The sequence below is a fragment of the Clostridium thailandense genome, from assembly GCF_019207025.1.
Lineage (GTDB): Bacteria > Bacillota > Clostridia > Clostridiales > Clostridiaceae > Clostridium_AM > Clostridium_AM thailandense.
This window is the reverse complement of sequence record NZ_JAEEGC010000097.1, coordinates 1-26,168: the sequence shown is the minus strand read 5'-3', so window position 1 is coordinate 26,168 and position 26,168 is coordinate 1. Positions and strand designations below refer to the sequence as shown.

24 protein-coding genes are annotated in these 26,168 nt (G+C 30.2%); 2 read left to right on the top strand and 22 right to left on the bottom strand.

The window, feature by feature from the left end:
- Positions 1 to 127: 127 nt before the first annotated feature.
- The 7 genes from I6U48_RS17790 to I6U48_RS17760 all read right to left on the bottom strand — a co-directional run bounded on the left by I6U48_RS17790 (position 128) and on the right by I6U48_RS17760 (position 6,158).
- Positions 128 to 967 (bottom strand): ABC transporter substrate-binding protein, encoded by an 840-nt coding sequence (locus I6U48_RS17790; RefSeq protein WP_218321812.1) that lies wholly within the window; start codon positions 965 to 967, stop codon positions 128 to 130.
- Between the two features lie 317 nt (positions 968 to 1,284).
- Positions 1,285 to 1,614 carry a tRNA-binding protein gene (locus I6U48_RS17785; RefSeq protein ID WP_218321811.1) on the bottom strand — a complete coding sequence of 110 codons (330 nt, stop codon included), beginning with the start codon at positions 1,612 to 1,614 and terminating at the stop codon, positions 1,285 to 1,287.
- Positions 1,615 to 1,688: 74 nt separating this feature from the next.
- Positions 1,689 to 2,411 carry an AraC family transcriptional regulator gene (locus I6U48_RS17780; RefSeq protein WP_218321810.1) on the bottom strand — a complete coding sequence of 241 codons (723 nt, stop codon included), beginning with the start codon at positions 2,409 to 2,411 and terminating at the stop codon, positions 1,689 to 1,691.
- A gap of 172 nt (positions 2,412 to 2,583) precedes the next feature.
- A complete protein-coding gene (locus I6U48_RS17775) occupies positions 2,584 to 3,234 on the bottom strand; it encodes a DUF3786 domain-containing protein (protein WP_218321809.1) in 651 nt (216 codons plus the stop codon).
- A gap of 151 nt (positions 3,235 to 3,385) precedes the next feature.
- Complete coding sequence (locus I6U48_RS17770; RefSeq protein ID WP_218321808.1) at positions 3,386 to 4,684, bottom strand: hemolysin family protein; 1,299 nt, start codon at positions 4,682 to 4,684, stop codon at positions 3,386 to 3,388.
- A gap of 136 nt (positions 4,685 to 4,820) precedes the next feature.
- Positions 4,821 to 5,231: a VOC family protein gene (locus I6U48_RS17765; protein WP_246615424.1), complete on the bottom strand. Its 411-nt coding sequence runs from the start codon at positions 5,229 to 5,231 to the stop codon at positions 4,821 to 4,823.
- Between the two features lie 129 nt (positions 5,232 to 5,360).
- On the bottom strand, positions 5,361 to 6,158 hold the full coding sequence (locus I6U48_RS17760; protein WP_218321807.1) for a lipid II flippase Amj family protein: 798 nt from the start codon (positions 6,156 to 6,158) through the stop codon (positions 5,361 to 5,363).
- Positions 6,159 to 6,399: 241 nt separating this feature from the next.
- Between I6U48_RS17760 and I6U48_RS17755 the strand changes: the two genes are divergently transcribed.
- Both I6U48_RS17755 and I6U48_RS17750 read left to right on the top strand, forming a co-directional pair.
- Positions 6,400 to 8,571 (top strand): cell surface protein, encoded by a 2,172-nt coding sequence (locus tag I6U48_RS17755; protein WP_218321806.1) that lies wholly within the window; start codon positions 6,400 to 6,402, stop codon positions 8,569 to 8,571.
- Positions 8,572 to 8,874: 303 nt separating this feature from the next.
- Positions 8,875 to 11,052: a cell surface protein gene (locus tag I6U48_RS17750; protein WP_218321805.1), complete on the top strand. Its 2,178-nt coding sequence runs from the start codon at positions 8,875 to 8,877 to the stop codon at positions 11,050 to 11,052.
- Between the two features lie 83 nt (positions 11,053 to 11,135).
- Here I6U48_RS17750 and I6U48_RS17745 read toward each other — a convergent pair whose 3' ends face one another.
- The 15 genes from I6U48_RS17745 to I6U48_RS17670 form a co-directional block, all read right to left on the bottom strand.
- Positions 11,136 to 11,975, bottom strand: coding sequence for an MBL fold metallo-hydrolase (locus I6U48_RS17745; protein WP_218321804.1), 840 nt, complete (start codon positions 11,973 to 11,975; stop codon positions 11,136 to 11,138).
- 128 nt (positions 11,976 to 12,103) lie between these two features.
- On the bottom strand, positions 12,104 to 12,643 hold the full coding sequence (locus I6U48_RS17740; RefSeq protein WP_218321803.1) for an O-acetyl-ADP-ribose deacetylase: 540 nt from the start codon (positions 12,641 to 12,643) through the stop codon (positions 12,104 to 12,106).
- A gap of 17 nt (positions 12,644 to 12,660) precedes the next feature.
- Positions 12,661 to 13,449 (bottom strand): GNAT family N-acetyltransferase, encoded by a 789-nt coding sequence (locus tag I6U48_RS17735; RefSeq protein ID WP_218321802.1) that lies wholly within the window; start codon positions 13,447 to 13,449, stop codon positions 12,661 to 12,663.
- Between the two features lie 22 nt (positions 13,450 to 13,471).
- Complete coding sequence (locus I6U48_RS17730) at positions 13,472 to 14,341, bottom strand: methionyl aminopeptidase (protein ID WP_218321801.1); 870 nt, start codon at positions 14,339 to 14,341, stop codon at positions 13,472 to 13,474.
- A gap of 214 nt (positions 14,342 to 14,555) precedes the next feature.
- Entirely contained in the window at positions 14,556 to 15,284 is a 729-nt protein-coding gene (locus I6U48_RS17725; protein ID WP_218321800.1) for an MBL fold metallo-hydrolase, read from the bottom strand.
- 143 nt (positions 15,285 to 15,427) lie between these two features.
- Positions 15,428 to 16,438 (bottom strand): MerR family transcriptional regulator, encoded by a 1,011-nt coding sequence (locus I6U48_RS17720; RefSeq protein ID WP_218321799.1) that lies wholly within the window; start codon positions 16,436 to 16,438, stop codon positions 15,428 to 15,430.
- 459 nt (positions 16,439 to 16,897) lie between these two features.
- A complete protein-coding gene (locus tag I6U48_RS17715; RefSeq protein ID WP_218321798.1) occupies positions 16,898 to 17,440 on the bottom strand; it encodes a hypothetical protein in 543 nt (180 codons plus the stop codon).
- 182 nt (positions 17,441 to 17,622) lie between these two features.
- A complete protein-coding gene (locus I6U48_RS17710; RefSeq protein WP_218321797.1) occupies positions 17,623 to 18,180 on the bottom strand; it encodes a nitroreductase family protein in 558 nt (185 codons plus the stop codon).
- 181 nt (positions 18,181 to 18,361) lie between these two features.
- Complete coding sequence (locus I6U48_RS17705) at positions 18,362 to 18,850, bottom strand: C-GCAxxG-C-C family protein (protein ID WP_218321796.1); 489 nt, start codon at positions 18,848 to 18,850, stop codon at positions 18,362 to 18,364.
- Between the two features lie 220 nt (positions 18,851 to 19,070).
- Positions 19,071 to 19,523, bottom strand: a complete 453-nt coding sequence (locus tag I6U48_RS17700; RefSeq protein WP_246615423.1) for a winged helix-turn-helix transcriptional regulator — start codon at positions 19,521 to 19,523, stop codon at positions 19,071 to 19,073.
- The gene (locus I6U48_RS17695) at positions 19,510 to 20,742 is read right to left on the bottom strand and encodes a cytochrome c biogenesis protein/redoxin (protein WP_218321795.1); all 1,233 of its coding nucleotides are present in this window, start codon (positions 20,740 to 20,742) and stop codon (positions 19,510 to 19,512) included. The genes I6U48_RS17700 and I6U48_RS17695 overlap by 14 nt, the downstream gene beginning before the upstream one ends.
- Positions 20,743 to 20,916: 174 nt before the next feature.
- Positions 20,917 to 22,140 (bottom strand): RtcB family protein, encoded by a 1,224-nt coding sequence (locus I6U48_RS17690; RefSeq protein ID WP_218321820.1) that lies wholly within the window; start codon positions 22,138 to 22,140, stop codon positions 20,917 to 20,919.
- A gap of 1,024 nt (positions 22,141 to 23,164) precedes the next feature.
- The gene (locus I6U48_RS17680; protein WP_218321794.1) at positions 23,165 to 24,454 is read right to left on the bottom strand and encodes a helix-turn-helix transcriptional regulator; all 1,290 of its coding nucleotides are present in this window, start codon (positions 24,452 to 24,454) and stop codon (positions 23,165 to 23,167) included.
- A 474-nt stretch (positions 24,455 to 24,928) separates the two neighbouring features.
- Positions 24,929 to 25,381 carry a peptide deformylase gene (gene def, locus I6U48_RS17675; RefSeq protein ID WP_218321793.1) on the bottom strand — a complete coding sequence of 151 codons (453 nt, stop codon included), beginning with the start codon at positions 25,379 to 25,381 and terminating at the stop codon, positions 24,929 to 24,931.
- A gap of 122 nt (positions 25,382 to 25,503) precedes the next feature.
- Positions 25,504 to 25,935 (bottom strand): GNAT family N-acetyltransferase, encoded by a 432-nt coding sequence (locus tag I6U48_RS17670; protein ID WP_218321792.1) that lies wholly within the window; start codon positions 25,933 to 25,935, stop codon positions 25,504 to 25,506.
- Positions 25,936 to 26,168: the final 233 nt, after the last annotated feature.

Sequence of the window (26,168 nt, the reverse complement as noted above, 5' to 3'; positions counted from 1 at the left end):
ATTCGCACCTCATTCTCCGCCATATCCAGCAGATATTTTCTAGAAAACATTAGCAATAAACAAGTATAAATAAAGTGCTAGGCATCTTACTACCCAACACTTTATGCAAAAATCTATTATTTATCTTCTACTCTACTGAATTAGTCGCATCAGTAACATATTTGTCTATGCTCTTATCCTTTGTTAATCTGTCTATTGTTTTATTTATTGATTGCACTAAATCTGTACTTCCTTTTTTCACTGCTACTGCAGAACCTTCTACTTCATTCTGCACTTTTATGTCAGATATAAATAAATCTTTATTTGAATTTACATTAGAAGTTGCTACTGGTAACTCTACTATTACTGCATCAGCTCTATTATTTTTCAATGATAAAATTAAGTCTGATATTTTTGGAAGAGCTATAGCTTGAGAATTTGGCATTTGCTTCTTAGCTATTTCTTCTTGTGTTGCTCCTTTTTGTACAGCTACCTTCTTTCCCTTTAAATCATCAATTGATTTAATTTTATCCTTGTCAGAAGTTCTAAGTATTACACTTTGTACTGCTGTATAATATACATTTGAAAAATCTACACTTTTCTTTCTTTCTTCAGTTGGATTCATGCCTGCAACAATTATATCAACGTTTCCTTGGTCTAATGCAGCAAGTAATCCATCAAACTTCATATCTTTTATTTCTAGCTGAACACCAAGATCCTTAGCGATTTGTTTTCCAACTTCAATATCAAATCCTACAATCTCATCTTTTCCATCTACTGATTTATGGAATTCATATGGTGGATAATCAGCACTGGTACCAATAACAAGCTTTCCACTTTTCTTAATCTTTTGCATGGCTGCAGATTGTGACTTATCTTGTGCATTGTCTGTTGACGAATTTTGTTTGTTTCCACAAGCTGTGAAAGCAATGATTGTTGTCATCATTAATGAAACCCCAACAATCTTCTTTAACGTATTTTTAAGCATTTCAATTTCCCCCTACCTATGTATAACTTTATTATAAACATCATTATACATTGAAAGGCATAATTATACAATACCCCTGCTATATTATTTTGTGTAATTCAGCATCTGATAATTTAACAACAGCTGTTCTAATTCATATAACTCACTTTCTTCACTTAGGGTAACAAAAAAAGTGGTACACTTATAGATACTCATGCAGACAATTAACTTATACGTAGGGATATATTGACATTCTGGAAGGTACATTTAAATACTTTTGGTATAAGTTAAATGTTGACCGTGAATGTCTATAAAAAGCTACCACTTTGCATTTTCAGTTATCCTAGTTTATCTCCTTTATTTACCTTTTGATCTGGCTGAATCAATATAACTCCCTGCTCAGTATATACTCCTAAGACTAAAACCTCCGACATAAAATCTGCAATCTGTCTTGGAGGAAAGTTAATAACTGCTAGTATTTGCCTTCCAATTAACTCTTCAGCTTCATAAAATTTAGTAATTTGAGCACTGGATCTTTTAATTCCTATTTCATCTCCAAAGTCTATCCAAAGTTTATAAGCTGGTTTTTTCGCATTTTTAAATACTTCTGTTCTAATAATTTCTCCTACTCTTATATCTAATTTATTAAAATCATCAATACTAGACATTCTATCACCTCTTACATTATTCTTATATCCTTAATTCTACACTAAACTAAAAAACTTTCTTTTCATAAACCAGGTTATTCTTTATCTAATTTTCGGTTTTCTAGTCTAAAGTTTGCTGGTGATATTTTTTCATATTCCTTAAAAACTCTTGTAAGAGAAGAATGATGACTGTATCCGACTTCTAGTGCAATCCTTGCAATATTAAAATCTGTATTTGTAAGCAATTCTTTTGCCTTTTCTATTCTTAACTTTTTTATATATTCGATTGGTGAAACTTTATTAACTTTTTTAAACCATTCACTATAATAACTTACATTGTAATGCTCAATGTTTGCCAACATTTTAAAATCTATGTCCTCATTGAAATGCTCATTAATATACTGGATTGAAGCTGAAGTTTTTTTGTTTAAAATCATCGGATAAAAGTAGTGAAATAATCTTGTTAACCCTTGCCCTTTGTTACTGCTATCTAACTCACTTAGTATTAAAAATCTTATAGCTTTCCACTTCTCATCTAATGAATATTGTATTTCCTCTTTAAGTTTACTATTACCTTCATTGCTAAGCATATAGTTTGGTATATCTAAAACTAAAAATTCATTAGTATTGCAAGCTTTAAAAGTATGCCCACAATCTGGTGGTAGAAAAAATATATTTTTATCGTCCAGTTCAAGATTTCTGTTGTTTGTTTTAATACTAAGAATCCCATGAAGCGGAATTATTAATTGTGCATATACATGAGAGTGTTTTACCATAGTATTTTTATATACTCTACGTTCACAAATAAAGTTATTCAATCAACTCACCACCTTATATATACCTTATTATATATAACTTAACCTACCAATTCAAAACCAATTTATAGTGTAATCATTCAATGCCAATTATAATCCATAAGATCAATTGTGTTTTGTACAGTCTCTTCGTCTAGAAGTTTTCCTATAACATATAAAGGCATCTTAATTTAAACTACTCTAATATTTCCTGGGCAACTCTAATCATTTCATCAGCTACCATGGAACATAAGCCTGCTAAATCTTCTACATGCAGCTCTTTGGGCGATGAACAATCGAAAAGAATGCTTGCATCTGCCCCAAATTCATCATCCCCCAGCCACAAAATTAAGACCACAGGAACATTAGGAAATATATTTATTTCTAATCCTATGTCTCCTGCAGGATGTTTTTTTGCACCAAGCTTAGCACCAGCCTTTAAGAAAAGTTCTCCTTTATCTCCAAAAAATTGAGTTAACTTATTTACTCCTTGGACCGAAAATCCATTATAAGCATGTCCAACGCCCTCTAATTCTCTGAAGGGTACCCATTTCTTTTCAAGACCACTATTTGTGCATCTATGAAGGTAACTAATAATCAACGATTTTATTATAAAATTACGATTACTATTTGCTGATATTTCATTTTCATTTCTGTCCTTTATAGTGACTCTTCCTTCTGGATAGGAAATCAAATATTCCTTATTTAAATACACCAAAGTAAACTGTTTTTTCTCCGGATCATATTTAGCTCCACTTTTTTGTGCCATCTCTTCTGGATTATGTTTAGCAAATTCTTTACATAAACTTTCATAACAAAACTCATAATTATTTTTTCTATCTTCCATAGTATAAACATCCCCTTTTCCCATTCACTCTCTATAATATTTTTATAAATCACTCTAGCTTTATATAATTATATTACAATATTGCAACTATAAAAAAGAGCCAAATTCTACTTTTTCATTGGCTCCAGTTTAAAAGAATTATATTATTTTTTTAACTATTCTCAACTATTTTTTTAATTAACACTTTCCTTACTCTTTTTCTGTCACATTTCAATATAATGAATTCATAATTCTCATAGTCAATTTTCTCGTTAACCTGTGGATATGACCTTAGTTGTGAATATATCCATCCACCTACAGTGTCAATATTTTCTGATTCGATATTAATTTTTAGCACTTCATTTATGTCTTCAAGAATTACTTTTCCATCTACAACATAATTACCCTCTTCATTTTTAGCAATTTCATCGCCTTCTTCATCAAACTCATCCTGAAGTTCGCCAACAATTTCCTCTAAAATATCCTCAATAGTTACTAATCCATCGGTTCCTCCATACTCATCAATAATTACAGCTATTTGTGATTTTTCCTTTTTAAATACCTTCAATAACTCGCTTATTGACAAGGATTCTGGAACAAATTTGACCTCACGAATTATATTTTCTATATTTTGATTATTGCCTTCAATTTTTTGCTTATATAAATCCTTAATATGTATAAAACCAATAACGTTGTCTTTACTATTTCTACATACCGGATATCTAGTTAGCTGTTCCTCCAGTGTAAATGCTATAATCTCCTCAAAAGAATCCTCAAGAAAAATGCATTTCATATCAGTACGTGGTATCATTATTTCTCTTACCTTTTTCTCAGAAAAATCAAATATGTTATCTACAAAAGTTAACTCAGTTTTATCAATTAAACCATGTTTATAACTATCTTCAACCAACAATTTTATTTCTTCATCAGTATGAGCTGCTTCATGTTCTTCAACCTGTGAAATTCCAAATATCTTTAAAACTAAATTAGTGCTGTGATTAAAGCTCCACATTATTGGATAAGTTAGCTTGTAAAACATTATAAGTGGCAGCGCTGTATGCATAGCTATGCTTTCCGCACTTATAATTGCTAGTGATTTAGGTGCTAACTCTCCAAGTACAATATGAAAGGCTGTTATTACTGCAAATCCTAGAATAAATGAAATTGAGTGTACAGCACTTTCTGGAAAATGAAATAGATTAAATACTGGAGTTAACATCTCTGAGACAGTTGGTTCTCCTATCCATCCTAACCCCAATGATGCAAGAGTTATTCCTAACTGACATGCAGATAAATAAGAATTCAAGTCATTAACAACTTTTAAGGTATGTTTTGCACTTTTGTTTCCTTCGATTACTAATGTTTCGATTCTAGACCTTCGTACTTTTACCATTGCAAATTCTGTGGCAACAAAAAAGCCATTCATAAATACAAGTAAAAATACAATAATGATTTTTATTACGATAACCATATATTTATAATTCTCCTTCTAAAATGAGTATATATATTACTATTTAATATTAACTAAAATAGTAATATTAATTATATCATATATAATTACCTTTAATACAATTAAATTGTCAAAGTTAGGTACATTTCGGCGGTTTCTATAACTCTTCACTATCTCTTATTTCAATTTCAGTTCCTTCTGGTGCTTTTATTTTAAACAAATATCCATTTTCAACTTTATATATTTCTTCTCCATGCTTAGTTTTAAAATTTGTGTATCCTGATTTTTTTATTTCCTGGTATGCCTCTTGAACGTCCTTCACCAAGAAACACATATGTACTATACCTTCACTCAGAGAATCCCATTTTCTTAATTTATTTCCCTTTTTAGCCGTTTGTAATTCAATCATCAATGAATCTAACCTTAACCATGTATTATAATCTCTTTTATGAAAATTTGGTGTTTCTTGTACTAATTCAAAACCTAGTATATTTGTGTAAAAATCTAAGGATTCTTTATATACTTCTGTTTGAATACAAACATGATGTAAATTTTTCATTTTTATCATTACTTCCCACCTACTCTATTCTATGTATTTACTTTTTTATGAGTTATCTATAGACATTAATTCAACTTATATCTTAATCTCTTAATTTAAGACAAGTCAATATTTATAGCAAAAATTTCTCTATATTCTTTATCTATAAAAAAATGCTATGAACTTAGCTGACGGTATCAAAAGTATTTGTCCTATCAGTGTTCCTAACAACTTAGTCCCTATTAGCATAATAACCAAAGCTTTAATATCTCCATAATTTCTCTTGCCTCTGTAAACTTCATCTGTAACTATTGCAGCTTTTGGATCTATAAATATCGTTAACAGTACACTTGCTAATCCGTTTATCATTCCAGAGGAAGCAGATGCCGCTAATCTGTTATCCGGCACATATATAGTTGAGTATGATGCTGCTAAAACACCTATAGTATATACTCCTGTTATTAAAGCATTTACTAATAATAATTTTTTAGGTAAATTTTTAAAACCAAGCCCTTTAACCATGGTTTTCGATGGCCTAATTGCACTTTTAGCTATACGTTTTACATTTCCAATACTTAAAGATTGTACAACCAAGCTGGGTATAGAACCACTTTCTTCAAGCTTTAACACTGCTTTCGAAAATATCTTTAAAAAAGTTGGTATAAGTACAATTCCAAGCAAAGTTCCAGCAGTACTTGCCAATATAACTTTTCTAATGTCTGAAACCGGGTTATATGCTGCTTTAATACTATGATCCATCATGGATCCTATTAAAGGCCCTTGAAACATATTAGCAGTTCTTGAAATTAGAACTATAAGATTAAATAATGATAACGATAATGCGAAGTTGCCACTTTTTACTGAACTCAACCTTACAGAATAAGATAATGTATCAATAATATGTATTACAATGGTAATCAAAATTAATTTTAGGAGTAACCATGAACTTATAACCATATTTTCTCCACCATATTCCCAATATGTTATTATTAAGTCATTATACCATAATTCATAAAAAAGCATATTAACATATTATGAATATATTAGTTTATAAATTTTCATTCATGATTTATATCCTTCTTTAGGGTTTACATTATAATTCATAATGGTATAATTATTATTAAATTCATTTAAATGTATATAATGTATATTTATGTGAACTAAGATAATAATGATAAAAGAATGGGGGAGTTACACAATGTCTAAAAACAAAAAAATTTTTGCGGTGTTGTCAACAACAGTAATAGCAGGATTTATAGTAGCCGCAGTAAATTCCACAGTATCTGCTAAAGCTACAGCTATAGCCATAACTAGCAGTGACGGAAAAGTATATGAGTATCAATACGATGCTTTAAAATCTTCAGCTACATCTGAACTGCTCAAAGGATCAAATGATCCTTCGGCTAAATTGTATAATGATTTCTTACAAAGAAAAACATCAGTCAAAGCTTTTTATGATAATGTAAAAAAGGCCTATGTAGGCTTTGATACAATATCTAAAGAAGCAGCTGATGCCTCAGCAAAAGGAGTTTCCTTTAATCTTGGCTCATTTATGGAGTCCTCTACTACTCCAACAACTGTGATAACTACTATTCCTGTGTCTACCGACTCTGATGGTAATGTGACAGTTAATGGACAAACTGTAATAGCAGCTATAGACATGTCAACAGTAAAATGCAGTAATCCAATAGATACTCTATCAACACTAGTGTACTTTAAGTTAAATGTATTAGATCCTCAGAATTATACTGTTACAGTAAAAGGTAAAACCGCAGCATTAGATCTTTCAAATAACATTTTTTCAGTATACGTTGATGGTAAACTTTCAGTAAATGATATGAAATCTTCAGATTTTGTAGTTAGTAAAAATTACGTATCAGTAAAACCAACTGTTAAAAATGTTACTATTATAGATAGTGAAACTATCCGTGTAATTTTCAGTAAAGATGTTGATTTTTCTTATGCCTCAAACAAATCAAACTACCAACTTTTAGATAGTGAAGGCATAGATATAACTAGTCATATTAAAGGTATATACAGTACTACTGGCGAATCAGATACAAGTAATACTGATACTTACAATATTAAGCTAAACAAATGTAATCCAAATAACTTAAGTGAAGATTGGAGATTAACTGATTCCAAATATACACTAATAATAAAAAATATAATTGATACAGAAAATATACCAAATGCAATGGATGACTATACATCTTCTTTAAACGATACACAAGCTCCTACCGGCACAGGAATATATGCAAAACCAAGAACAATCTCAGGAACAGATAAGGATAATGTTATAGTTTGCTTCAGTAAGGCTATGGATGCAACAACAATTACAATCAAAGACAATTATAAGTTTATAAATGGACAAGGAGATGTTAAGTCACTACCAGAAGGCACCACTATATCTGCTGGCGGAGATGATAAAAGCGCCATAATTGAGTTTCCATCTGATTACCATGTTAAAACAACCGGAAAAACTGCTAACAGTTCTGCTTATGATGTAACTGCCATAGTAGTTTCAAACGTTAAAGATGAGGCCGGAAATGCATTAGATGGAGCAGCATATAATAATAATAGCAAGATCGATGAACCAAAAGCTGATACAAAAGTAAGAGACAATTCAGTTAAAATCTACTATGATGGAGACGATTTAAAGGTTGATGTTACATTCACCAGAGCATTAGACGATGTAATTGTAAGCGATTTTACATTTGGCGGAGTGCATCCAAATAGTGTTGCTAAAAATGCTAGTAAAGCAACCCTTTTATTTAAAAAAGATGATGCAGCAACTACTGCAGAAATAACTGCTCATCCAATAACTTATGCTAATGAAAAAATTAACAATAATCCAACTAAAATAGATGTTATAAAAGCTCAAGGACAAAATGCAAGATTTGCTATAACTTCTACTAATACAACAGATGAACTTGGTGCTAAAGTATCTATAAATAGTGATGGAACTTCCTCAACTCTCTCAGATATTCAGGCCTTAGTATATGCTTATCAGGCATATCCAAAAACTACTCCAGATTATTGGACTGCAACAAAAGATTCTAATGGCGGAAAGGTATATTTAACATTTGATACACCACTTGATATAAACAGTGGATTTAAATCAGATGATTTCATCTTTACTGGACAAAATGGAGTTGACATTAAAGCTGACAGTGTATCAATAAACGGAAACACTCTTATATTTAGTTTCAATGCTACTAACAAAGATTACGCAGTATTTACAGGCCATATTGGTGTAAGACCTAACAGAATCGTATCCATAAGGACTCAAAAAGATATGCAAGGTAATTATTCTAATTATATACCATCACAAGATGACTTAATGAGAAGATCTTTAATTATCAACTAATACCATGTAAAAGTAGTCTAAATAACTACTTTTACATTAATTTTAAAGTTTAATATATTGTTAACAAACTAATTTATAAGTTTACAAAATAACACTTAGTAGTATAATTACTATTAGATTAAGAAAATGGAATAATTGAACAAAAACTCAGATTATTCGTAAAAGATGTATATATACGTCTTTCAAAACAACATACATATTCGTTGCCAAATAGTATAAATTTTTTTCACAAATATCATAAGCTTTAAATAATACTAAAATAGATTTTTTAAGCAAGTACTCAAGAATGGGGGAGTTATTATTATGACTAAAAACAAAACTATGCTAAGTGTGCTATCAACAACAGCAATAACAGGTTTAATGGTAGCAGCAGTAAATTCCACAGTGTTTGCCAAAGCTACAGCTATAGCTGTGAATAGCAACGATGGTAAAGTATATGAATATCAATACGATGCATTAAAAACATCCGCTACAGCCCAAGTAATCAAAGGATCAAGTGATCCAGATGCCAAATTGTATAACGATTTCATCCAAAGAAAGACATCTATTAAAGCTTTTTATGACGATGTAAAAAAATCCCATGTAGACTTTGATGCAATATCTAAAGAAGCAGCTAATGCCTCGGCAAAAGGAGTTTCTTTTAGCCTTAATTCATTTATAGAGGCTACTACTACTCCAACAACTACGATAACTACTATTCCAGTATCTGTTGATGGTAGTGGCAATTTAATAGTTAATGGACAAGTAGTAACATCCAATATAGATATGACATCTATAAAATGCAGTAATCCAATAGATACTGTCTCAACACTTGTAACCTTTAAGTTAACTGTATCAAATCCTCAAAACTACACCGTTACACTAAAAGGAAAAACTGCGTTATTAGATTCTTCAACTGGAACTTTTTCTGTTTACATTGATGGTAACGTATCTGTAAGCGACATTAAAGTTTCAGATTTTACAGTTAACGAAAAATCTTCATTAACAAAACCTACTGTTAAAAGTGTTGTTGTAATTGACAGCGAAACTATCCGTGTAAGCTTTAGTAAAGTTGTTGATTATACTTATGCCTCAAATATAGCAAATTATAAACTAACAGATAGTCAAGGTGTGGATATAACTAATCATATTAAGAGAATATATAGTTCTTCAGGTGAATCAGATACAAGCAATACTGATACTTACTATATTAAGATGAATAAATTTAATCCAAATAATGCAAATGAAGATTGGAGACTAACTAATTCTAAATATATATTAGCTATAAAAAATATAATTGACACAGAAGATGTGCCAAATGCAATGGATGATTATACAAGCTACTTAAATGTTAATGATACAAAAGCTCCTGTTGGAACTGGAATATATGCAAATTTAAGAGCTATATCGACAGGAAGAGATAAAGTTGTAGTTTACTTTAGCGAAGATATGGATGCAGCGTCTCTTACAAATACAGATAACTATAAATGTACAAATGGAGAAGGAGATACAATATCATTACCAGCAGATGCAACTATAACCGTTGGTGGAGATAACAAAAGTGTTATAATCGAATTTCCAACGATTTACCATGTAAAAACAACTGGAAAAACTAGTGGTGGTTCTTCTTTAGATATAACTTCATTAATAGTATCAAATGTTAAAGATGTAGCTGGAAATGTATTAGATACCGTATCATATAGCAATAACGATAAAATCGATAAACCATATGCCGGAACTAATGTAGTCAATAACTCAGTTAAAGTTTATTACGATGGAGATGATTTAAAGCTTGACATTACATTTACCAGAGCATTAGACACTGTAAATGTAAGTGATTTTGCTTTCGGTGGAGTTCAACCAAGTAACGCAACCTTAAATGGTTCTAAGTTAACACTGATATTCAAAGATGGGGCGCCTGCTACTGCTGCAGAAATAGCAGCTCACCCAATAGCCTACGTTAATGGAAAAAATAATAGCAATCCAACTAAAATAGATATTATAAAATCACAAGGACAAAATGCTAAACTCGCCATAAATGCAACTACTACTACTGATGAAACAGGTGCTAGAGTGTCAATAAATGCTGATGGAAGTCCAGCAACTCTTTCTACAGCTCAGTCTACTGTATATGATTATCAAGCAGACCCAAAAACTGCTTCTAACTACTGGAGTGCAATAAAAGCTGCTAACGGCGGAGAAGTATTTCTCACATTTGATACACCACTTGATCCAAACAGCGGAATTAAAACAGACGACTTTACATTCACTGGCTCAAATGGAACTGATATTTTAGCTGATAGTGTAACTGTAAGTGGAAATACTGTAGTATTTAAATTCAATGCTACTAACAAAAATTATGCAGCATTTACAAGTTATGTTGATGTGAGAGCTAAAAGCTCAGTATCACTTAGAACCCTGAAGGATGTTGATGGCAATAATGCTTGTTATGTACCATCAAACGATGACATAAAGAAAAGAACTATAACTATATCACAATAGTATATAAAAAATGGGCTATATATTTAGGGAACAATATATATAGCCCATTTCAAAAATCACTCAAATCTTTCAGATGCATTCCTTTAATCATATTCTAAAACTAGCCCAACGCCCATCTCTTTTAAATCAACATATTTAGATAACTCTATTTTTGATCTCAAATCAGTACAATGTCCTGCATGAATTTCTTTTACATTACTCTGCTTCATATATTCACAGGTATATCTAAGCAATTCCTCCTTTGGATTAAGTAAATGAAATCCTCCAATTACATCAATTATTCTATTATCTTCACAAATCTTTTTTGAGTATTCTATAATATTACAAATACCTGAGTGAGAACATCCTGTAATAATCACTAAACCCTTTGAAGATTTATATACTAAGGCAGAATCATCTAATACATAATCATCTATTTCAACCCCATTACATTCTGTTCTTCCTATTGGAATTTTATTTTCAAAATCATTACTTCTTTCTATTTCCCCAAGAAATACTAGCTTATCTGTTATCCAAATTGGCTCCTTACTTAAATTCATATTAAAGTGTTTACCTAATTTATCTTCTGTAATTATACAGCCTATTTCCTCCTCTTCAGATATTTGCTTATTTAAAAATGCTAATGGATGCGCAATAAGCTTAGGTTTATTGTATTTTATTTTTTCTATTGCTGCTTCTGTATAAAGCTTAATTAAATCAAACAGTCCCCAGGTATGATCAATATGCCCATGAGAAATAACTATAGAGTTTATGTTCTTCAAATTTACATTCATTTTATGTGCATTTCTAATAAATGCATCTGTATATCCCACATCAAACAGTATACTATTATCGCCTTCTTGAATAAAATAGGATACGCCTGGTTCACCATAAAAATAACGATCTATGAATGTATTATTATCTATTAATACTGTTAATTTCATTTTTATTACTCCTATTTTCTATTATTCACTCTGTTATCTGTATTTAATTTCTATATGTGTAATTTTTTAACCTTTCTATATCTTTAGTCTATATAACCACATGTTGAATTTTCATATTCACGAACCTTTTAGAACATTTTTAGTAAATCAGAATAAATTTTATAATTTTCATCATCAAAACATACAAAAATTACTTTCTGTATAACTTCATCCTCCAATAGGAAACCTTTAACTGATTTTATAGCTATTTCAGAAGCCAAAGTCTTAGGAAATCTGTAAACACCTGTACTGATATTTGGAAAAGCAATACTCTTTATGTTATTATCAACTGCCAGTTTCAAACTATTTTCATAACACATTTCTAATAATTTAACTTCACCTGCATTACCATCCTGCCATATTGGACCAACTGTATGAATAACATATTTTGCATCAAGGTTTCCACCCGTTGTTATAACTGCTTCTCCTGTTTTACAGCCTCCCTGTTTATTTCTTATTTTAATACATTCTTCTAAAATTTCCTTACCGCCAACTCTATGGATGGCCCCATCCACTCCACCACCCCCTAAAAGACTGCTGTTGGCTGCATTTACGATTGCATCCACTTTATGCTTTGTTATATCTCCTTTTATAACTTTAACTTGGGTTTTATTTATATCCACCTGCATTTGAAAATCCTCCGATCTTATATACTATTTTCCACTACACAGGCTGCAAATCTTCCACACTCTTTAAAACCTAGCTTTTTATAACACCTGATAGCAGCTATATTATCCACCTTTACATTAAGTCCAATAAACTTTATTTTCTCTTTGAGACTCTTAGCTAGTGTCGCCACTACTTTTTCAGCATATCCCTTTTTTCTATATTCTGGATGAGTTGTCACATGAGCTATTGCCGCAACTTGATATTGCTCAGAATAAGCATGTATGCTTGAAAAACTTACTAATTTTTTATCGACATATATTCCGAAGTTTTCATTTAACTTAACTAAATCATCAAGCCATGCTTCTGGATAGCTTGCAAAAATTAATTCTTTAATAGAATTTATATTGTCATAACCAATCCTTACAGCTTCATGGGATCGTATTTTATTTAATAGCTCATAATTGCACAATCCCATATTCATATATTCTTCTAATTCTGAAACATTATCTTCTGAAAATACTCCTTCTAATGTTACTCTATCTATGTGTGTATAAAATCTAGGCGGTAGAAATTGTTTTAATTTTTTAATAAGTTCTATACTATATTCTGTATTACCAAAGCTAGCTGCAAGTAAAACAGGAATATCATAATTAATATTTAGCATGGCTATCTCTTTTAATTCCCCTTCATCAAACAGCCCATAACATATAACATTTTCCCACTGATTTGATGATAGATTGCTAAATTGATAAATATAATCATATCTATTCTTGTTTTTTAAAAATTCGTAAACTGTACTAGAATCATGGAGAATTCTTAATTCCATACTTATATCCTTTCTGTACTATCTATTTCGATATTATTTCTACTCCATCTTCAGTTATAAGAATTGTATGTTCCCATTGTGCTGAAAGCGATCCATCTTCTGTAAGTGCTGTCCAATCATTCTCAGCATCTATAAAGACCTCATAACCACCTATATTTATCATAGGTTCTATAGTAATTACCATGCCAGGTACTAAAATCATTTCTTCTCCTCTATTTCCTACATGAGAAACAAAAGGCTCCTCCTGAAATTTAAGTCCAACACCATGACCTCCAAAGGCTCTAACTACTGAATATCCTTTACCTTCTGCATATTCTTGTATAGCAGCTCCTACATCTCCTAAAAATCCCCAAGGTTTAACTGCCTCTATTCCTTTGTACAAGCATTCCTTACATACATCAACTAGCTTCTCAGCCTCTTCACTTATATCTCCAATTGTAAACATTCTAGATGCATCTGAGTAATATCCATTAAGTATTGTAGATGCATCAACATTTATGATGTCCCCACTTCTAAGAATGATATCCTTGCCCGGTATTCCATGGCACACTTCATCATTAATTGATGTACAAATACTCTTTGGAAAGCCATGATAATTAAGAGTTGCTGGAACTCCTCCTTGCTCCAATGTATAATCATGAGCTAACCTATTTATCTCTTCTGTACTCATACCTTCTTTTATATTTTTACTAATTAAATCTAAAACACCATCGTTGATTCGAGCACTTTTTCTTATTCCTTCAATTTGCTCTTTATTCTTGATAATATCTCTTGAAGGTACTATATGCCCCTGACTTTTTAGTTCTTCTAATTTTTCATCAAAATGCATATGGCATTTTTTATACTTTAGTCCACTTCCACACCAACATTCATCATTTCTACCTAAATTCATAATACATTCTCCTTCTTAATATCTATATTCCTAAAAGCAGTATAATTTAAATTGCTTTTTACCACTATTTTAATACTTTATTTTCTTTATAAACTATATTTTAACATTATTTAATCTAAAAAAGAAGCACTTCCAGCTATAGCAAATGGAAGCACTTCTCTAACATCTAGAAGATATACCCGGTAATCTTATATTACATGTCATTCTTAAGCAATTATATGTTTCCATGAATTAAATTATAATTTTCTGCATGAATTTTTCTCATATACTCATCTTCAAATTCAATTTTACATCTGTTTTTTAAATCATTCAAATACTTTATTGTTTGATTTATATTATCTTCAGTTAAGTTCAAGGTATGACCAGCCATAATTTTTTTAGGTTTATAATCTAAATATTTCTTAAGTGTTTTTATATATGTTTCAATATCTTTGTCCTCAACATATATAATTGGCTTTTCTAAGTTATCACCAGTATATAGTATTTTTTCATCATGATCAAATATTGATATACTATCAATAGTATGTCCTGGACTATAAAATATTTCTATTCTTTCATCATGAAAATTAATACTTGTATCAAAGGTGAGATTAGGTAAATATTTTTCAGCATTACCTAATATATATTTTTCGTTTTTCTTTAGTTGCTCATCCCAATGTTTATCTAATAATTCTCTACATTTTTCATGACTAATTATCATGTTTTCTTTAAAACTACAGTTTCCCCATACGTGATCCCAATGAAAGTGTGTGTTTACAACAATAACTTCCTTATCCTTACCTTCCAACGCTTTTTTTATCGGAATCATACTGTCAGTACCACAAAAAGTATCAATTATAAATATCTTCGACTTTTTTTCAATTAAGAAAACATTCGTAGTATAACTTTCTATGTTATCGTAAATAAGTACATTGCAATTTTCACTTATTTTTATATTTTCCATGCTTCCTCCATAATACCCTTTTAATTTTTATCCTATTGTATCCTTCTTAAAACCTAGAGATAATGCTAATTTCATAGACTTTTCATTTTTTTCTTCAATATGTACAAATGACAGTTTCTTGATATATATCCTTTTATTACTGTTTATTTGCTCTTTTTATTTGCAACCAATATTCCTACAAGTGGATGCAATTTATGAACCTCAACATCAAAATCGAATTTTGAAAAGCAATCTATCATTTCTTCTACTGTAGATGGACGGTCTACGGTTGGTCCATACCCAACTGAGTCATATTCTGCTTTGTATTTATCCGGTTTTTCAAAAAACATTAAATCTCCTATGGTAATGCTTTGAAGACTTTCACCAGCTGAACTAATCATTTTTTCTATTGCTTTCCGTTTATATCTTGTATCTAAATGATGTAGTGCATAATTAGAAATAATTTTAGTAATAGATTTTTTACCTAAATCAATATTTATATCAGGATGCTCAAATGTGCCTATATAAAACTCAACATTTTTGCAATTCTCTTGTTTAGCATTTTCTCTAGCTTCATTAACCATTCCATCACTAATATCTAACCCAATTGCTAATTTCACCTTTTGAGATATTTTAATGATCTGTTTTCCAGTGCCACATCCTAAGTCTAGCACAACATCAGTATCGTTAGGCTTAATAAGTTCATTTATTAACTCAGCAGATTTGATCCTCCAATATAATCTATCAGTAATATATTGTTTGCTAGCATTATCAAATCTTTCTTTTACTTTGTTCTCCATATTAGTTATCCTGATAATATCAATGAGTTGCTCAACCTCCAAGAATCCATTCCCTTTTATTTGATTCTCAGCTTTATTAAAAACAGTTATAACTGATTCTAAATGCTTTTTCTTTTCTTCTAAAGCTTTCTTTTGGATATAAATTATACTTTCTAAATTTTCTCCTGCTTCAGATAAAATTTTATTTATTTCCTTTAAAGATAAACCAATAAATTTCAAGGTAGTAATTTGCTGAAGCTTCAAGAAATCTTTTTCGGAGTAAATTCTATATCCAGAATCACTTTTTTGCGATGGCTTGAGTAATCCGATTTTATCATAGTACAGTAGTGTCTTTACAGTTACCCCTGCTCTTTTGGCAAATTCACTGATTCTCAAGATATCTCCCCCTTTCAGCTCTATTTTAAATCCTAACCTTAGGTTAGAGTCAAGTATATATGAGCTAAGGTTATCGTAAAAATAAAAGTTTAAGCCAATTCCAATTTTTTAGTAGTCTATAACTTCTATAATACTACAATTTGGTAATTGATTACTAGGAGGATAGTAAACTGGCAAGAAAATATTCAATGTATAAAAAAAGAGGTACAAAATTAATTGTACCTTTCAAAGGGAGTGTTATTGGGGGATATTACTTAGGGATTATATATATTTAAAATCTATATAAAAGTAAAATTGCTGTATTATATGTTATTAATTAATAATAACTATCCTTTAATATTAATTATATACACTTTGAAATTTATTTCAAGTATTATTTTTCGACATTAAAAAATTATTATACCTTCGATAGTTTACAACTTCTTTTACTCTATTTACTAAAGAAAAAAGGATACCATATTATTCAGCATCCTTGAAGATATATTCAAATCTTTGTTTCTGAAGCTTTAATGTTTCTAATTGTGTACTTAGTTTCATAACATTTTCAGCCTGCCCAGCTAACCCGTATTTTGGTATATTAAAAGTAGTTTCAATAGATTGCGCTAAATTCTTCTTAGCTTTTTCTAAATCTTTTTTAGTCTTTTCAATCTCGCTATTGAGTTGTTTTAAAAATTCATTTGCTTTGCTATCCATATATACTATTTCAGTGTTAGTTTTAGTAGTCACTGTATTTGATTCTATTTGTTCAGGCTTAAGTTCACCTTTATCTACTTGATTTATATCATCATCAAATATAATCTCATCAACAACTTTACAATCCTCTGTTTCATGTACTACTTTTGTTATAGATTTACCATCCTCAGAATAAACATCCTCTATTTCAGCTTTATCCTTAGTTCTTAATTGTCTCATAAGCCTTTCAGCATCTTTCTTATATAAGTCTAATGTGTCTATTAATTCACCATCATTACTAAAGATTTTTATATGATTCTTGTTTATCATTTAATAATTTCCTCCAATAAAATCAATTTATATTATTCATTATCTAGAGATTAGTATGTATGCAAAAGTATAAACCAAAATAGAAACTAAAAACAAGCTATTTGTATCAAATATTTTTAATACAAATAACTTGAATTTTTTGATAAATTAAAGTTCCTTAGAGTTTCTTATAAATATGTATTTTATTTAGAAAATATTATAGGTTCTTTTCTCTTTGGTGGAGTTAATTTAGTTTTCATATATCCCATACTCATAGGACAAACTAATTCATACTGCTCAGGCACTCCGTGTTTTTCTTTAAATTCCTTGGTGTTTAAAGTATGTTCTGCAAATCCAATCCAGCAAGTTCCAATTTCCATGCTGTGAGCAGCTAACATAATATTGCCTGCTGCAAGGCTGCAATCATAGACATACCAATGAGATTCTGTATTCCCATAAATAAGTAGCAATGTATTTGCATGATTAAAAATACTATATTCAGGACTTTTTAACCACTCTTCATATTGATGTAAATAAGGATATTTTTCAAGGTTCTCTAATAGGTATTTCTTCGATGTCTCAGATAAAGAATCTATCTCATCCTTATTTTTAATAATTACAAATCCCCAAGGTTCCATTCCTGACCCTGTAGAAACCTTCGTGCCAAGTTCAATCAAGTTCATTAATGTTTCCTCTGATATAATTTCATCAGTATAAGCTCTAATACTTCTTTTACTATTAATACATTCTAATATATCCATTCGTATTTCCTCCTTTAATATGTATTTATCATAATTTTCTTAATCTTCTTTTTAAGTAATTACTAAATAGACTTATAAGACATTCCTTCAGTTATATCCTTGAATCCATATTTCTTATGTAATCTTCATCTGCTAAAAATATTACTATTTCTCTGTTTGATAAATTCCAAGTTATTTATCCCTATTTATTGGCTTGCTCAGCATATTTTGCTACTAAAGAAGCACAGTATCCAATAACTTTCTGACAGTTTTTCTTTCTTTCTCTGCTATCAAAATCACCGTATGGTGCTGAGAGTTCCTTGCAAATTAAGGTTCCATAAGTATCTTCAATCTCATTAATCATATTAGCAAAAATAGCATAAACATCCTTAAGCTCTTCTGCTCGGTCTGTAGGTGTTTCCTTTTCAAAAGGATTCTTTCTTCCCTTAATAGAACCTAATGACAATACAGCTCCAGTGATAGCACCACAGGTATTCCTTGTATGTCCCATTCCCCCTCCAAAGCCTGTAGCAAGACTAATAGTTTCCTTTGGTAAATTTGTTTCATACAAATCCAAAATAGTTTGATAAACACATTCAGAACAATTTAACCCCTGTCTAAAATAATTTCTAGCTGTAGTCTCAGCCTCAGCCATCTTAGCTTCAATAGCATCAATATGTTCTTTCTCCATGATTCTTCCCCCTTATACATTTAAACTAATCACTTTCTACTACTAATTATACCATTATTTGTTTTTTATTACCTATACAAATCTTCAATTTCTTCTACAGATTTTAATAAAATTAACCTTACTTCAGTAAAATCAAATCTTCTATCATATTTTCAATAAGACGAAGCCAAAGGCCTCATATACTGAGGCACTGTAGATTGAGCTATATTTAATATTTCTGCTAAAATTCTTTGATTACCAAATCTTCAACATACTCATTACAATTTTTACAATAATATTTTATTTCTATTTCTTTTCCGCATTTTTCATGGCACACTGTTCTTCTACAGCTTTCTAAATGCTTATTCGCCCACAATATCATTGAATTAAATACATGTTTAAAGTCTCGTCCTTTTTCTGTTAACAAATATTGATATCTTGGCGGATGTTCATTGTATAACTCTGCAGCTATAAATCCATTTTTTTCAAGTAGCTTTATTCTATCTGATAAAATGTTAGTCGGTATTGGCTTTAGAGCTTCCTGTAATTCCTTAAATGTATTTTTATTATTTAAAATTCTATGAAGAACCAACAAGGTCCACTTATCACCTACTATGTTTAAAGTTTGAGCTAAATTACAATTAAAATCATAAGTACCTTTCAAAATATCATCTCCTAAGTTATTTGGCCTCATTTATTAATTTCTCCATTGTAGCTTTATCCATAGCTCCTGGAATATATTTATTTACATTACCTTCTTTATCAACTATAAAAGTTGTCGGAAAAACCTCTATCTCATATTGCTCCATAATGTTTCCACCGTTATCAAATACCACTGGAAACGTATATCCCTGCTTACTAATAAAATCTTTTATATACTCTTTAGATCCTTCTCTTCCTAATTTAGGTGCAGTTAATCCTAAGACTATAACATCTTCACTATTATTTTTATATTCCTTATAAATTTCCTCTATATGTGGTAACTCATCTCTACATGGTGGACACCAGGTAGCCCAAAAGTTTAAAAATACTACCTTGCCCTTATAGTCACTGAGCTTATGTGCATCTCCATATTGATCAAGCAGCGTAAAATCTGGTGCTTTTATCTTGTTAACCTTAGTGACTTCTTCATTATTACTTTTATCTTCGTTATTACTTTGACTTTTTTTATCATCTTTATTTTGAACTTTTTCTGTTTGATTTGTTGCTGCTCTATTTGTATAATTAAAAATTTTATCTGTTCCTCCAAGAACCATCACTAGTCCAGAAGCTATGAGAACAATTCCCCCAATTTTTTGTATTATATTTATATGAAGCTTTATCCTATCAAGCAACTTGAATAACTTATCATAAAAAATTGCAATTATTATAAATGGTAGTATAAATCCAATAGTATATATTAGAATCAAAATGTTACCGATAAGAATATTTTTTGAGGTCGAAGCCATAAGTAATACAGAAGAAAGCATAGGACCAACACAAGGAGTCCAAGCAAAGCTAAAAGTAAATCCAAGTAAATAAGCAGTTATAGGCTTCATTTCTTTTATTTCCATATGTATTTTCTTTTCTTTTTGCAAAAACGGTATATTTAAATATCCCATGTAGAAAATTCCCATAAGAATAATTAGAATACCACCTATTTGAATAATTATTCTTTTATTAGACGCAAAGAAGTAATTTAATGCACTTACTGAAGATCCTAATATAAAAAAGGTTGTAGATATTCCTAGTACAAATAGTATTGTATTTTTTAATAATGGACTATTTATAAAGTTAACTTTTCCATCTTTTAAACTCTGAATATTACTATTTGATAACATACTTAAATAAACCGGTAATACCGGAAGTATACAGGGTGAGAATAGCGATAATACACCTTCAGAGAACACTAGAAATAAATTTATATGCTCCATAATTATAACCTCCATTCTAAATTATAATATACATGACTTTACTTTTTAAAGTTACTATATATTATAAACTTACTACATAGACTAGTCAATTATGCTATGAATAGTAAAAAGCACTTGTTATTGATGAATCCACATAAAAAGAGTTGTTACATCAGCGCAACAACTCCATTTTAATCATTCTCCTGCCTTAAAATTGTAAAGAGGTTTAATGATTTTTATGATTTCTATTGTATCCTTTACATTACTCACTATTTCTTCCATAGGCTTATAGGCCATAGGTGCTTCGTCAATAGTACTTTCATTTACTGATGTAGTATAGATGCCTTTCATAGCTTCTTTATATTCTTCCATATTAACCTTTTGCTTAGCTTTGGTTCTACTCATTAAACGACCTGCTCCATGAGGCGCAGAATAATTCCATTCTGGATTTCCCTTTCCTACAGCTAAAATACTTCCATCTCTCATATTAAGCGGGATTAATAACAGTTCTCCTTTATAAGCAGAAATGCTGCCCTTTCTAATTATGTTATCTTTAAAGTTTATATAATTATGAATGGTATGAAAATGAGTAAATTCTTCTAAGCTTTTAATAAATAATTTTTCAAGTATTATATTTGCCATTGTCTCTCTATTTAAGTTAGCATATTCCTGACATATACTCATATCCTTCAAATACTTATCCTTATAAGCACCTGTTAAAAAACATAAATCTCTTGGATAACTAGGCTGTAATCTATCATATCTCTCTTTTAAAGTCTTTAACGCTGCTTGAATCTGCTTCCTTTTTCCTTCTTTTTTATATTCATTTATTATAGCTTCTCTCTGAATATAATAATCTTCTTTTCCTGAACATAAATCTATAGCAATATTTTGATAGTATTCAGCTACCTGTTTACCAAGATTTCTGCTTCCAGAATGAATAACAAGATAAACATTTTTTTCTTCATCCATATTTATTTCAATAAAATGATTTCCCGAACCTAAAGTACCTATACTTCTCTCAATTCTTTTGGTGTCCCTCAGCTCCCTGTAACAATGTAGTTCCTGTAGTTTTGAAAATTTACTCATTCTTCCTTCATGAACTTTCATACCAGAAGGCACGTACTTGCGGATGATTTGATCTAATTTCTCTAAGTCAATATCAATTTTACCTAACTCCACAGTAAGCATACCACATCCAATATCGACTCCCACTATATTAGGTATGATTTTATCTCCTAAGTTTGCAGTAAAACCTATTACACATCCTTTGCCAGCATGAGTATCAGGCATTATTGCAATCTTGCTTCCTATGGAAAATTCCTGATTGCATAATTCAGTTACTTGTGAAGCAACTTCCATCTCCAGTTTATCTGTGTAAACTACAGCGCTACTGTACTTTCCCTTTATTTCTATCAACTTGTGCTCCCCTCCTCTTACAAATCCACAGTTATTTAATTCAATTGCACATCTTATCTTCTTTATTACTTCATCCACAACTCTTCTCGGAGATATAACTCTTACATAGGGACCGAGGGCCAATAGCTTTCTTATTATATCTTCTTCTTCAAAGGTGTAATAAAAAAGCTTTATTTCATACTTGTCCTCTTCAATACACCTTGAGGATCTTTCCATTCCTGAAAAGCTCATAAAGCATCTTTCCATAGCCATCTTTTTATCAGTTACCTCAAGGATTATAGGTTCTTTTGAATATCTATTTTCATGAAGAAGCTTTATTGCAGCTTCTCTACTTATAGGTGATTTGCTTTTCTCAATTATTTCTATTCTAGTCATAGTGTGAACTACTGCCATTACAGGTCTATCATAATTTAAAGAGTACATTGAAATTCTAAATCTATCATCTTTAAGAGAATACTCTAATCTTATAGGAAGAGCTTCCATATCACAATATTTGTTTCCTAGTCTATCAACATTACAATATCTGATTGGCTTTTCTTCTATAATAGCTTGTAGCAATCTTCTAAAATTAGTTTCATATTGTTTCAAATCTGAAACATCCTCTAATATTGACTTGTTAGTTTTTTCAATAATATCATTAATTAAAGGACCCTTTATGTCTTTTAATTCTTCCTTGAGCTTAGATATTGTGTTACCTCTTAACAACAAGCTCACTGATGGTTCCTCTAAAAAAGTTTTAAGCCAAACCTTTTCTATATTGGTAAGTCTTACTGGTATTAAGCTTTTGTTTCCTATTTTAACTCTAGGATAAAATTGTCCATTTTCATCTTTAAGCAAATTATAATTCACGTTATCCTCGTATTCGTTTAAAAGAAGGCCTTCAAAGGTCTTATTATCTTTTCCTATTACCTTCTCTTCAAATCCTTCCTCATCTACCAGTCTAATAATTTCTTTTTTAGCAAGTCCATTCTTACATTCGTTAAGAACTTTAAATACTATATGAAAATATCTGTTTTTCACTTCATCAAACAACTCCATAGTTTTCAAGCATCTCCCTCCAGTCCTCAGATAACTTCTTTACAAGATGTCGTCCTTCTATAACCTTCATATATCCGGAATAACTCCTTATCCATGGAACCATTTCACTGCTGTCGTTGACAGACATAGTTAAAAGATAGTAGCCTTTGTCAATCCTTTCAACAGCAGCTCCATGCACTTCTCCTTTAATCTTTTCTATAATATAATTTTCTTTAGGTTCATTAATAAAAATTTCAATTTTTATGTTTTCTCTTTTGTTTCCTCTTACTAAAGGTACACTTGACCAACTACAGCTCATATCGCTCTTATATAATTTTTCAAGTCCTTCAGCTTCATAGCTTTCTTTATGTATATCAATGCTTTCAATTCTATCTAGCCTAGATATTATGCATCTATCATATTCATCATAAGAAACCAAATAAAATCTTCCGCATTGAATATCATATCGGACTTTATAAGGTTTCAAAATTTGTTTCGGAATTTCTACATCACTACTCTGAGGCAGTTTGTAATTAAGACTTATACATATCTTTCCATGTATTACTTTTAATATCTGCCATAAAATTTCTTCCTCTATAACAGGATGAAAATGAACATTTCTATATTGAAAATAGTCTTTAAAATCAAGTTTCATATCTCTTTCATAAACTATATAGTCCTTTAAACTACTTTCACAATAGTAGCCTGCCGACACAGGAAACAATATATTTTTGAATAAAGAAACTGCTGTAAAAAGTTCAGTTAGCTCCTGGTTATCAAGAGCTTTAAAAATATCTTTAGCTATGCTGTAATGCTTAACTCGCTTTACAGTATCACACTGCAAAATCCCTAAATTTTCATACATTTCATTAAGCTTTCTTTCAATAGTTTTGCGGCTTATATTATCATAAGATATTAATTCATTCTCTATTAAAAGGTCTTCTAATTCTCGAAAACAGCATGATTTATCTTGCATATGTAAATTACCTAAAATATAAAAATATAGAATCAAATCTGTACGGGTAAAACTTTTAGTCATATAAGTTTTTATAAGAAAATTTTCCGTATTTCTTATTGAATCATAAGTTAAAGCTAAAAGCTTACACCTCCCATCCTTATCGATTCTTATGTACTCATCCTCTATGTACTGCTGTATTCTCCTCATTTCATAACTTAATTTTCTTGAACTTATATTTCTCTTTTCCTCTAATCCTTCTCTAGAAAAACATCCGTAAAGAAATATGTCTCTAAGTATTGTTCGTATTATATTGTAGTGCTTTATAAAATCACTAAACATACTTATTCTCCTTAATAGTTAATTTGTTCTTAATTATACATAACTAGAGCCGAAAGTTGTTATTATCTCTCTCAATCAAAGCAACTCTCGGCCTTGAAACTCAATATCATACTAAAATTATAAATTAAATATTAAATATTTCACAGACAAAAAGGTTGCCATGAATAAAAAAATATTCCTATTTCTCTAATAACTAAGATAGTAAACCGAGAAATAAGAATATCCTCACTGAATTAAATTAGTATTTATGCTTAATAATTTCAGACTAACATAATTGCTTGTATCAAGTGTTGAGAATGAAACGAGAAAGTGAACTTATATGCAGGGAGATGTTACCAAAGCTGAAGGCACATATAAAAACTTTTTTATCATTCTTAGCGAAGTATTTTAGAATGATTAAAAGTTTTTATTGTGACAAAGCCTGGTAACATCTTCAGGAGGATAAATTCACTTTCGGCCGTCGGGCTCTGTGTATCATTTTATATATTCAGTAACTAAATCAGTAAAAAGAATTCCATCTAAATGGTCTATTTCATGACAGAAGCATTTCGCTAGATCACCTACACCTGTTAATACAACTTTTTCTCCATTTTCATCTAGCGCCTCTACTACCACTTTTGCAGGTCTCTTAAGCTTTCCAAATTTGTCTGGAATACTCAAACATCCCTCTACAACTTCTTGAACTCCTTCTTCTTTAACAATCTTTGGATTGATCAGTTTTATAATTCCTTGTCCCATATCCATTACTACTAACCTCTTTAGTATGCCTACCTGTGGTCCTGCCAATCCTCCACCGTTTTCTGTATTATACATAGTATCTGCCATATCGTTTAAAATTTGTCTTATCCTATCATCTACTATTTGAACTTCTCTGCTCTTTTTTCTTAATATATCATCACCAAGGAGTCTAATTTGTCTTAATGCCATTTAAACCACACCTCTACTTTTTTCTGATCTAGATTTTCTTTATGTTTTAATTATAAGCCATTTTATATAAAATTTCATTACTACAAGTTATATAAATATCATATTCTATATAATAGTTTAAATTAGATATTATTTTCATTTATACTTAAATTTCTATAAACTAAATCATTTCGTTTATTAAAACCAAGCGCTTGCCAAAATTTATTTCCTAAATTATTTAAAGAAAATACAACAAGTGCAACTTTATTTATTTCTTCTTTTTTTAAAGCATCAACTACAGCATTAACCAATGCTCTTCCTATTCCTCTTCCACGATAATCAGTACTAACTGCTGCGTGATAAATATACCCCCTTCTACCATCATGTCCACATAATATTACACCTATAATCTTATTTTCTGCTTGAGCCACAAAATTTGTAGTAGGATTTCTTTTCAAAAATTTATCTATCCCTTCAAATGAATCGTCTAAACTACGCATTCCCATTCCTTCAGTATTTTCCCACAATTGATGTACGCAATCATAATCCTCAATAGACATTAATTTTATCTTCATATCTTCACTCCTTTATATTATTGGACAAAAAACACTGTAGAATTCAACTTTGAATAGTACAGTGTTTGAGTAAATTTATTATCTTTTCAGCAATATAGATACCCAAACCAGACACTTAACTTATGAGATGGTTCCTTTTTTGGAATTCACTAGAGCAATATCATACAAGAATTATTAAATTATTTATGTTATTCTTAAACACAAATACTAAAGAAAGGATGATAATTAATGCA

Coding starts and splice junctions, on each gene's coding strand:
- I6U48_RS17790 (WP_218321812.1), bottom strand. CDS start 967: ATGCTTAAAAATACGTTAAAGAAGATTGTTGGGGTTTCATTAATGATG.
- I6U48_RS17785 (WP_218321811.1), bottom strand. CDS start 1,614: ATGTCTAGTATTGATGATTTTAATAAATTAGATATAAGAGTAGGAGAA.
- I6U48_RS17775 (WP_218321809.1), bottom strand. CDS start 3,234: ATGGAAGATAGAAAAAATAATTATGAGTTTTGTTATGAAAGTTTATGT.
- I6U48_RS17770 (WP_218321808.1), bottom strand. CDS start 4,684: ATGGTTATCGTAATAAAAATCATTATTGTATTTTTACTTGTATTTATG.
- I6U48_RS17765 (WP_246615424.1), bottom strand. CDS start 5,231: ATGATAAAAATGAAAAATTTACATCATGTTTGTATTCAAACAGAAGTA.
- I6U48_RS17760 (WP_218321807.1), bottom strand. CDS start 6,158: ATGGTTATAAGTTCATGGTTACTCCTAAAATTAATTTTGATTACCATT.
- I6U48_RS17755 (WP_218321806.1), top strand. CDS start 6,400: ATGTCTAAAAACAAAAAAATTTTTGCGGTGTTGTCAACAACAGTAATA.
- I6U48_RS17750 (WP_218321805.1), top strand. CDS start 8,875: ATGACTAAAAACAAAACTATGCTAAGTGTGCTATCAACAACAGCAATA.
- I6U48_RS17745 (WP_218321804.1), bottom strand. CDS start 11,975: ATGAAATTAACAGTATTAATAGATAATAATACATTCATAGATCGTTAT.
- I6U48_RS17740 (WP_218321803.1), bottom strand. CDS start 12,643: ATGCAGGTGGATATAAATAAAACCCAAGTTAAAGTTATAAAAGGAGAT.
- I6U48_RS17735 (WP_218321802.1), bottom strand. CDS start 13,449: ATGGAATTAAGAATTCTCCATGATTCTAGTACAGTTTACGAATTTTTA.
- I6U48_RS17730 (WP_218321801.1), bottom strand. CDS start 14,341: ATGAATTTAGGTAGAAATGATGAATGTTGGTGTGGAAGTGGACTAAAG.
- I6U48_RS17725 (WP_218321800.1), bottom strand. CDS start 15,284: ATGGAAAATATAAAAATAAGTGAAAATTGCAATGTACTTATTTACGAT.
- I6U48_RS17715 (WP_218321798.1), bottom strand. CDS start 17,440: ATGATAAACAAGAATCATATAAAAATCTTTAGTAATGATGGTGAATTA.
- I6U48_RS17710 (WP_218321797.1), bottom strand. CDS start 18,180: ATGGATATATTAGAATGTATTAATAGTAAAAGAAGTATTAGAGCTTAT.
- I6U48_RS17705 (WP_218321796.1), bottom strand. CDS start 18,850: ATGGAGAAAGAACATATTGATGCTATTGAAGCTAAGATGGCTGAGGCT.
- I6U48_RS17700 (WP_246615423.1), bottom strand. CDS start 19,523: ATGAGGCCAAATAACTTAGGAGATGATATTTTGAAAGGTACTTATGAT.
- I6U48_RS17695 (WP_218321795.1), bottom strand. CDS start 20,742: ATGGAGCATATAAATTTATTTCTAGTGTTCTCTGAAGGTGTATTATCG.
- I6U48_RS17680 (WP_218321794.1), bottom strand. CDS start 24,454: ATGTTTAGTGATTTTATAAAGCACTACAATATAATACGAACAATACTT.
- def (WP_218321793.1), bottom strand. CDS start 25,381: ATGGCATTAAGACAAATTAGACTCCTTGGTGATGATATATTAAGAAAA.
- I6U48_RS17670 (WP_218321792.1), bottom strand. CDS start 25,935: ATGAAGATAAAATTAATGTCTATTGAGGATTATGATTGCGTACATCAA.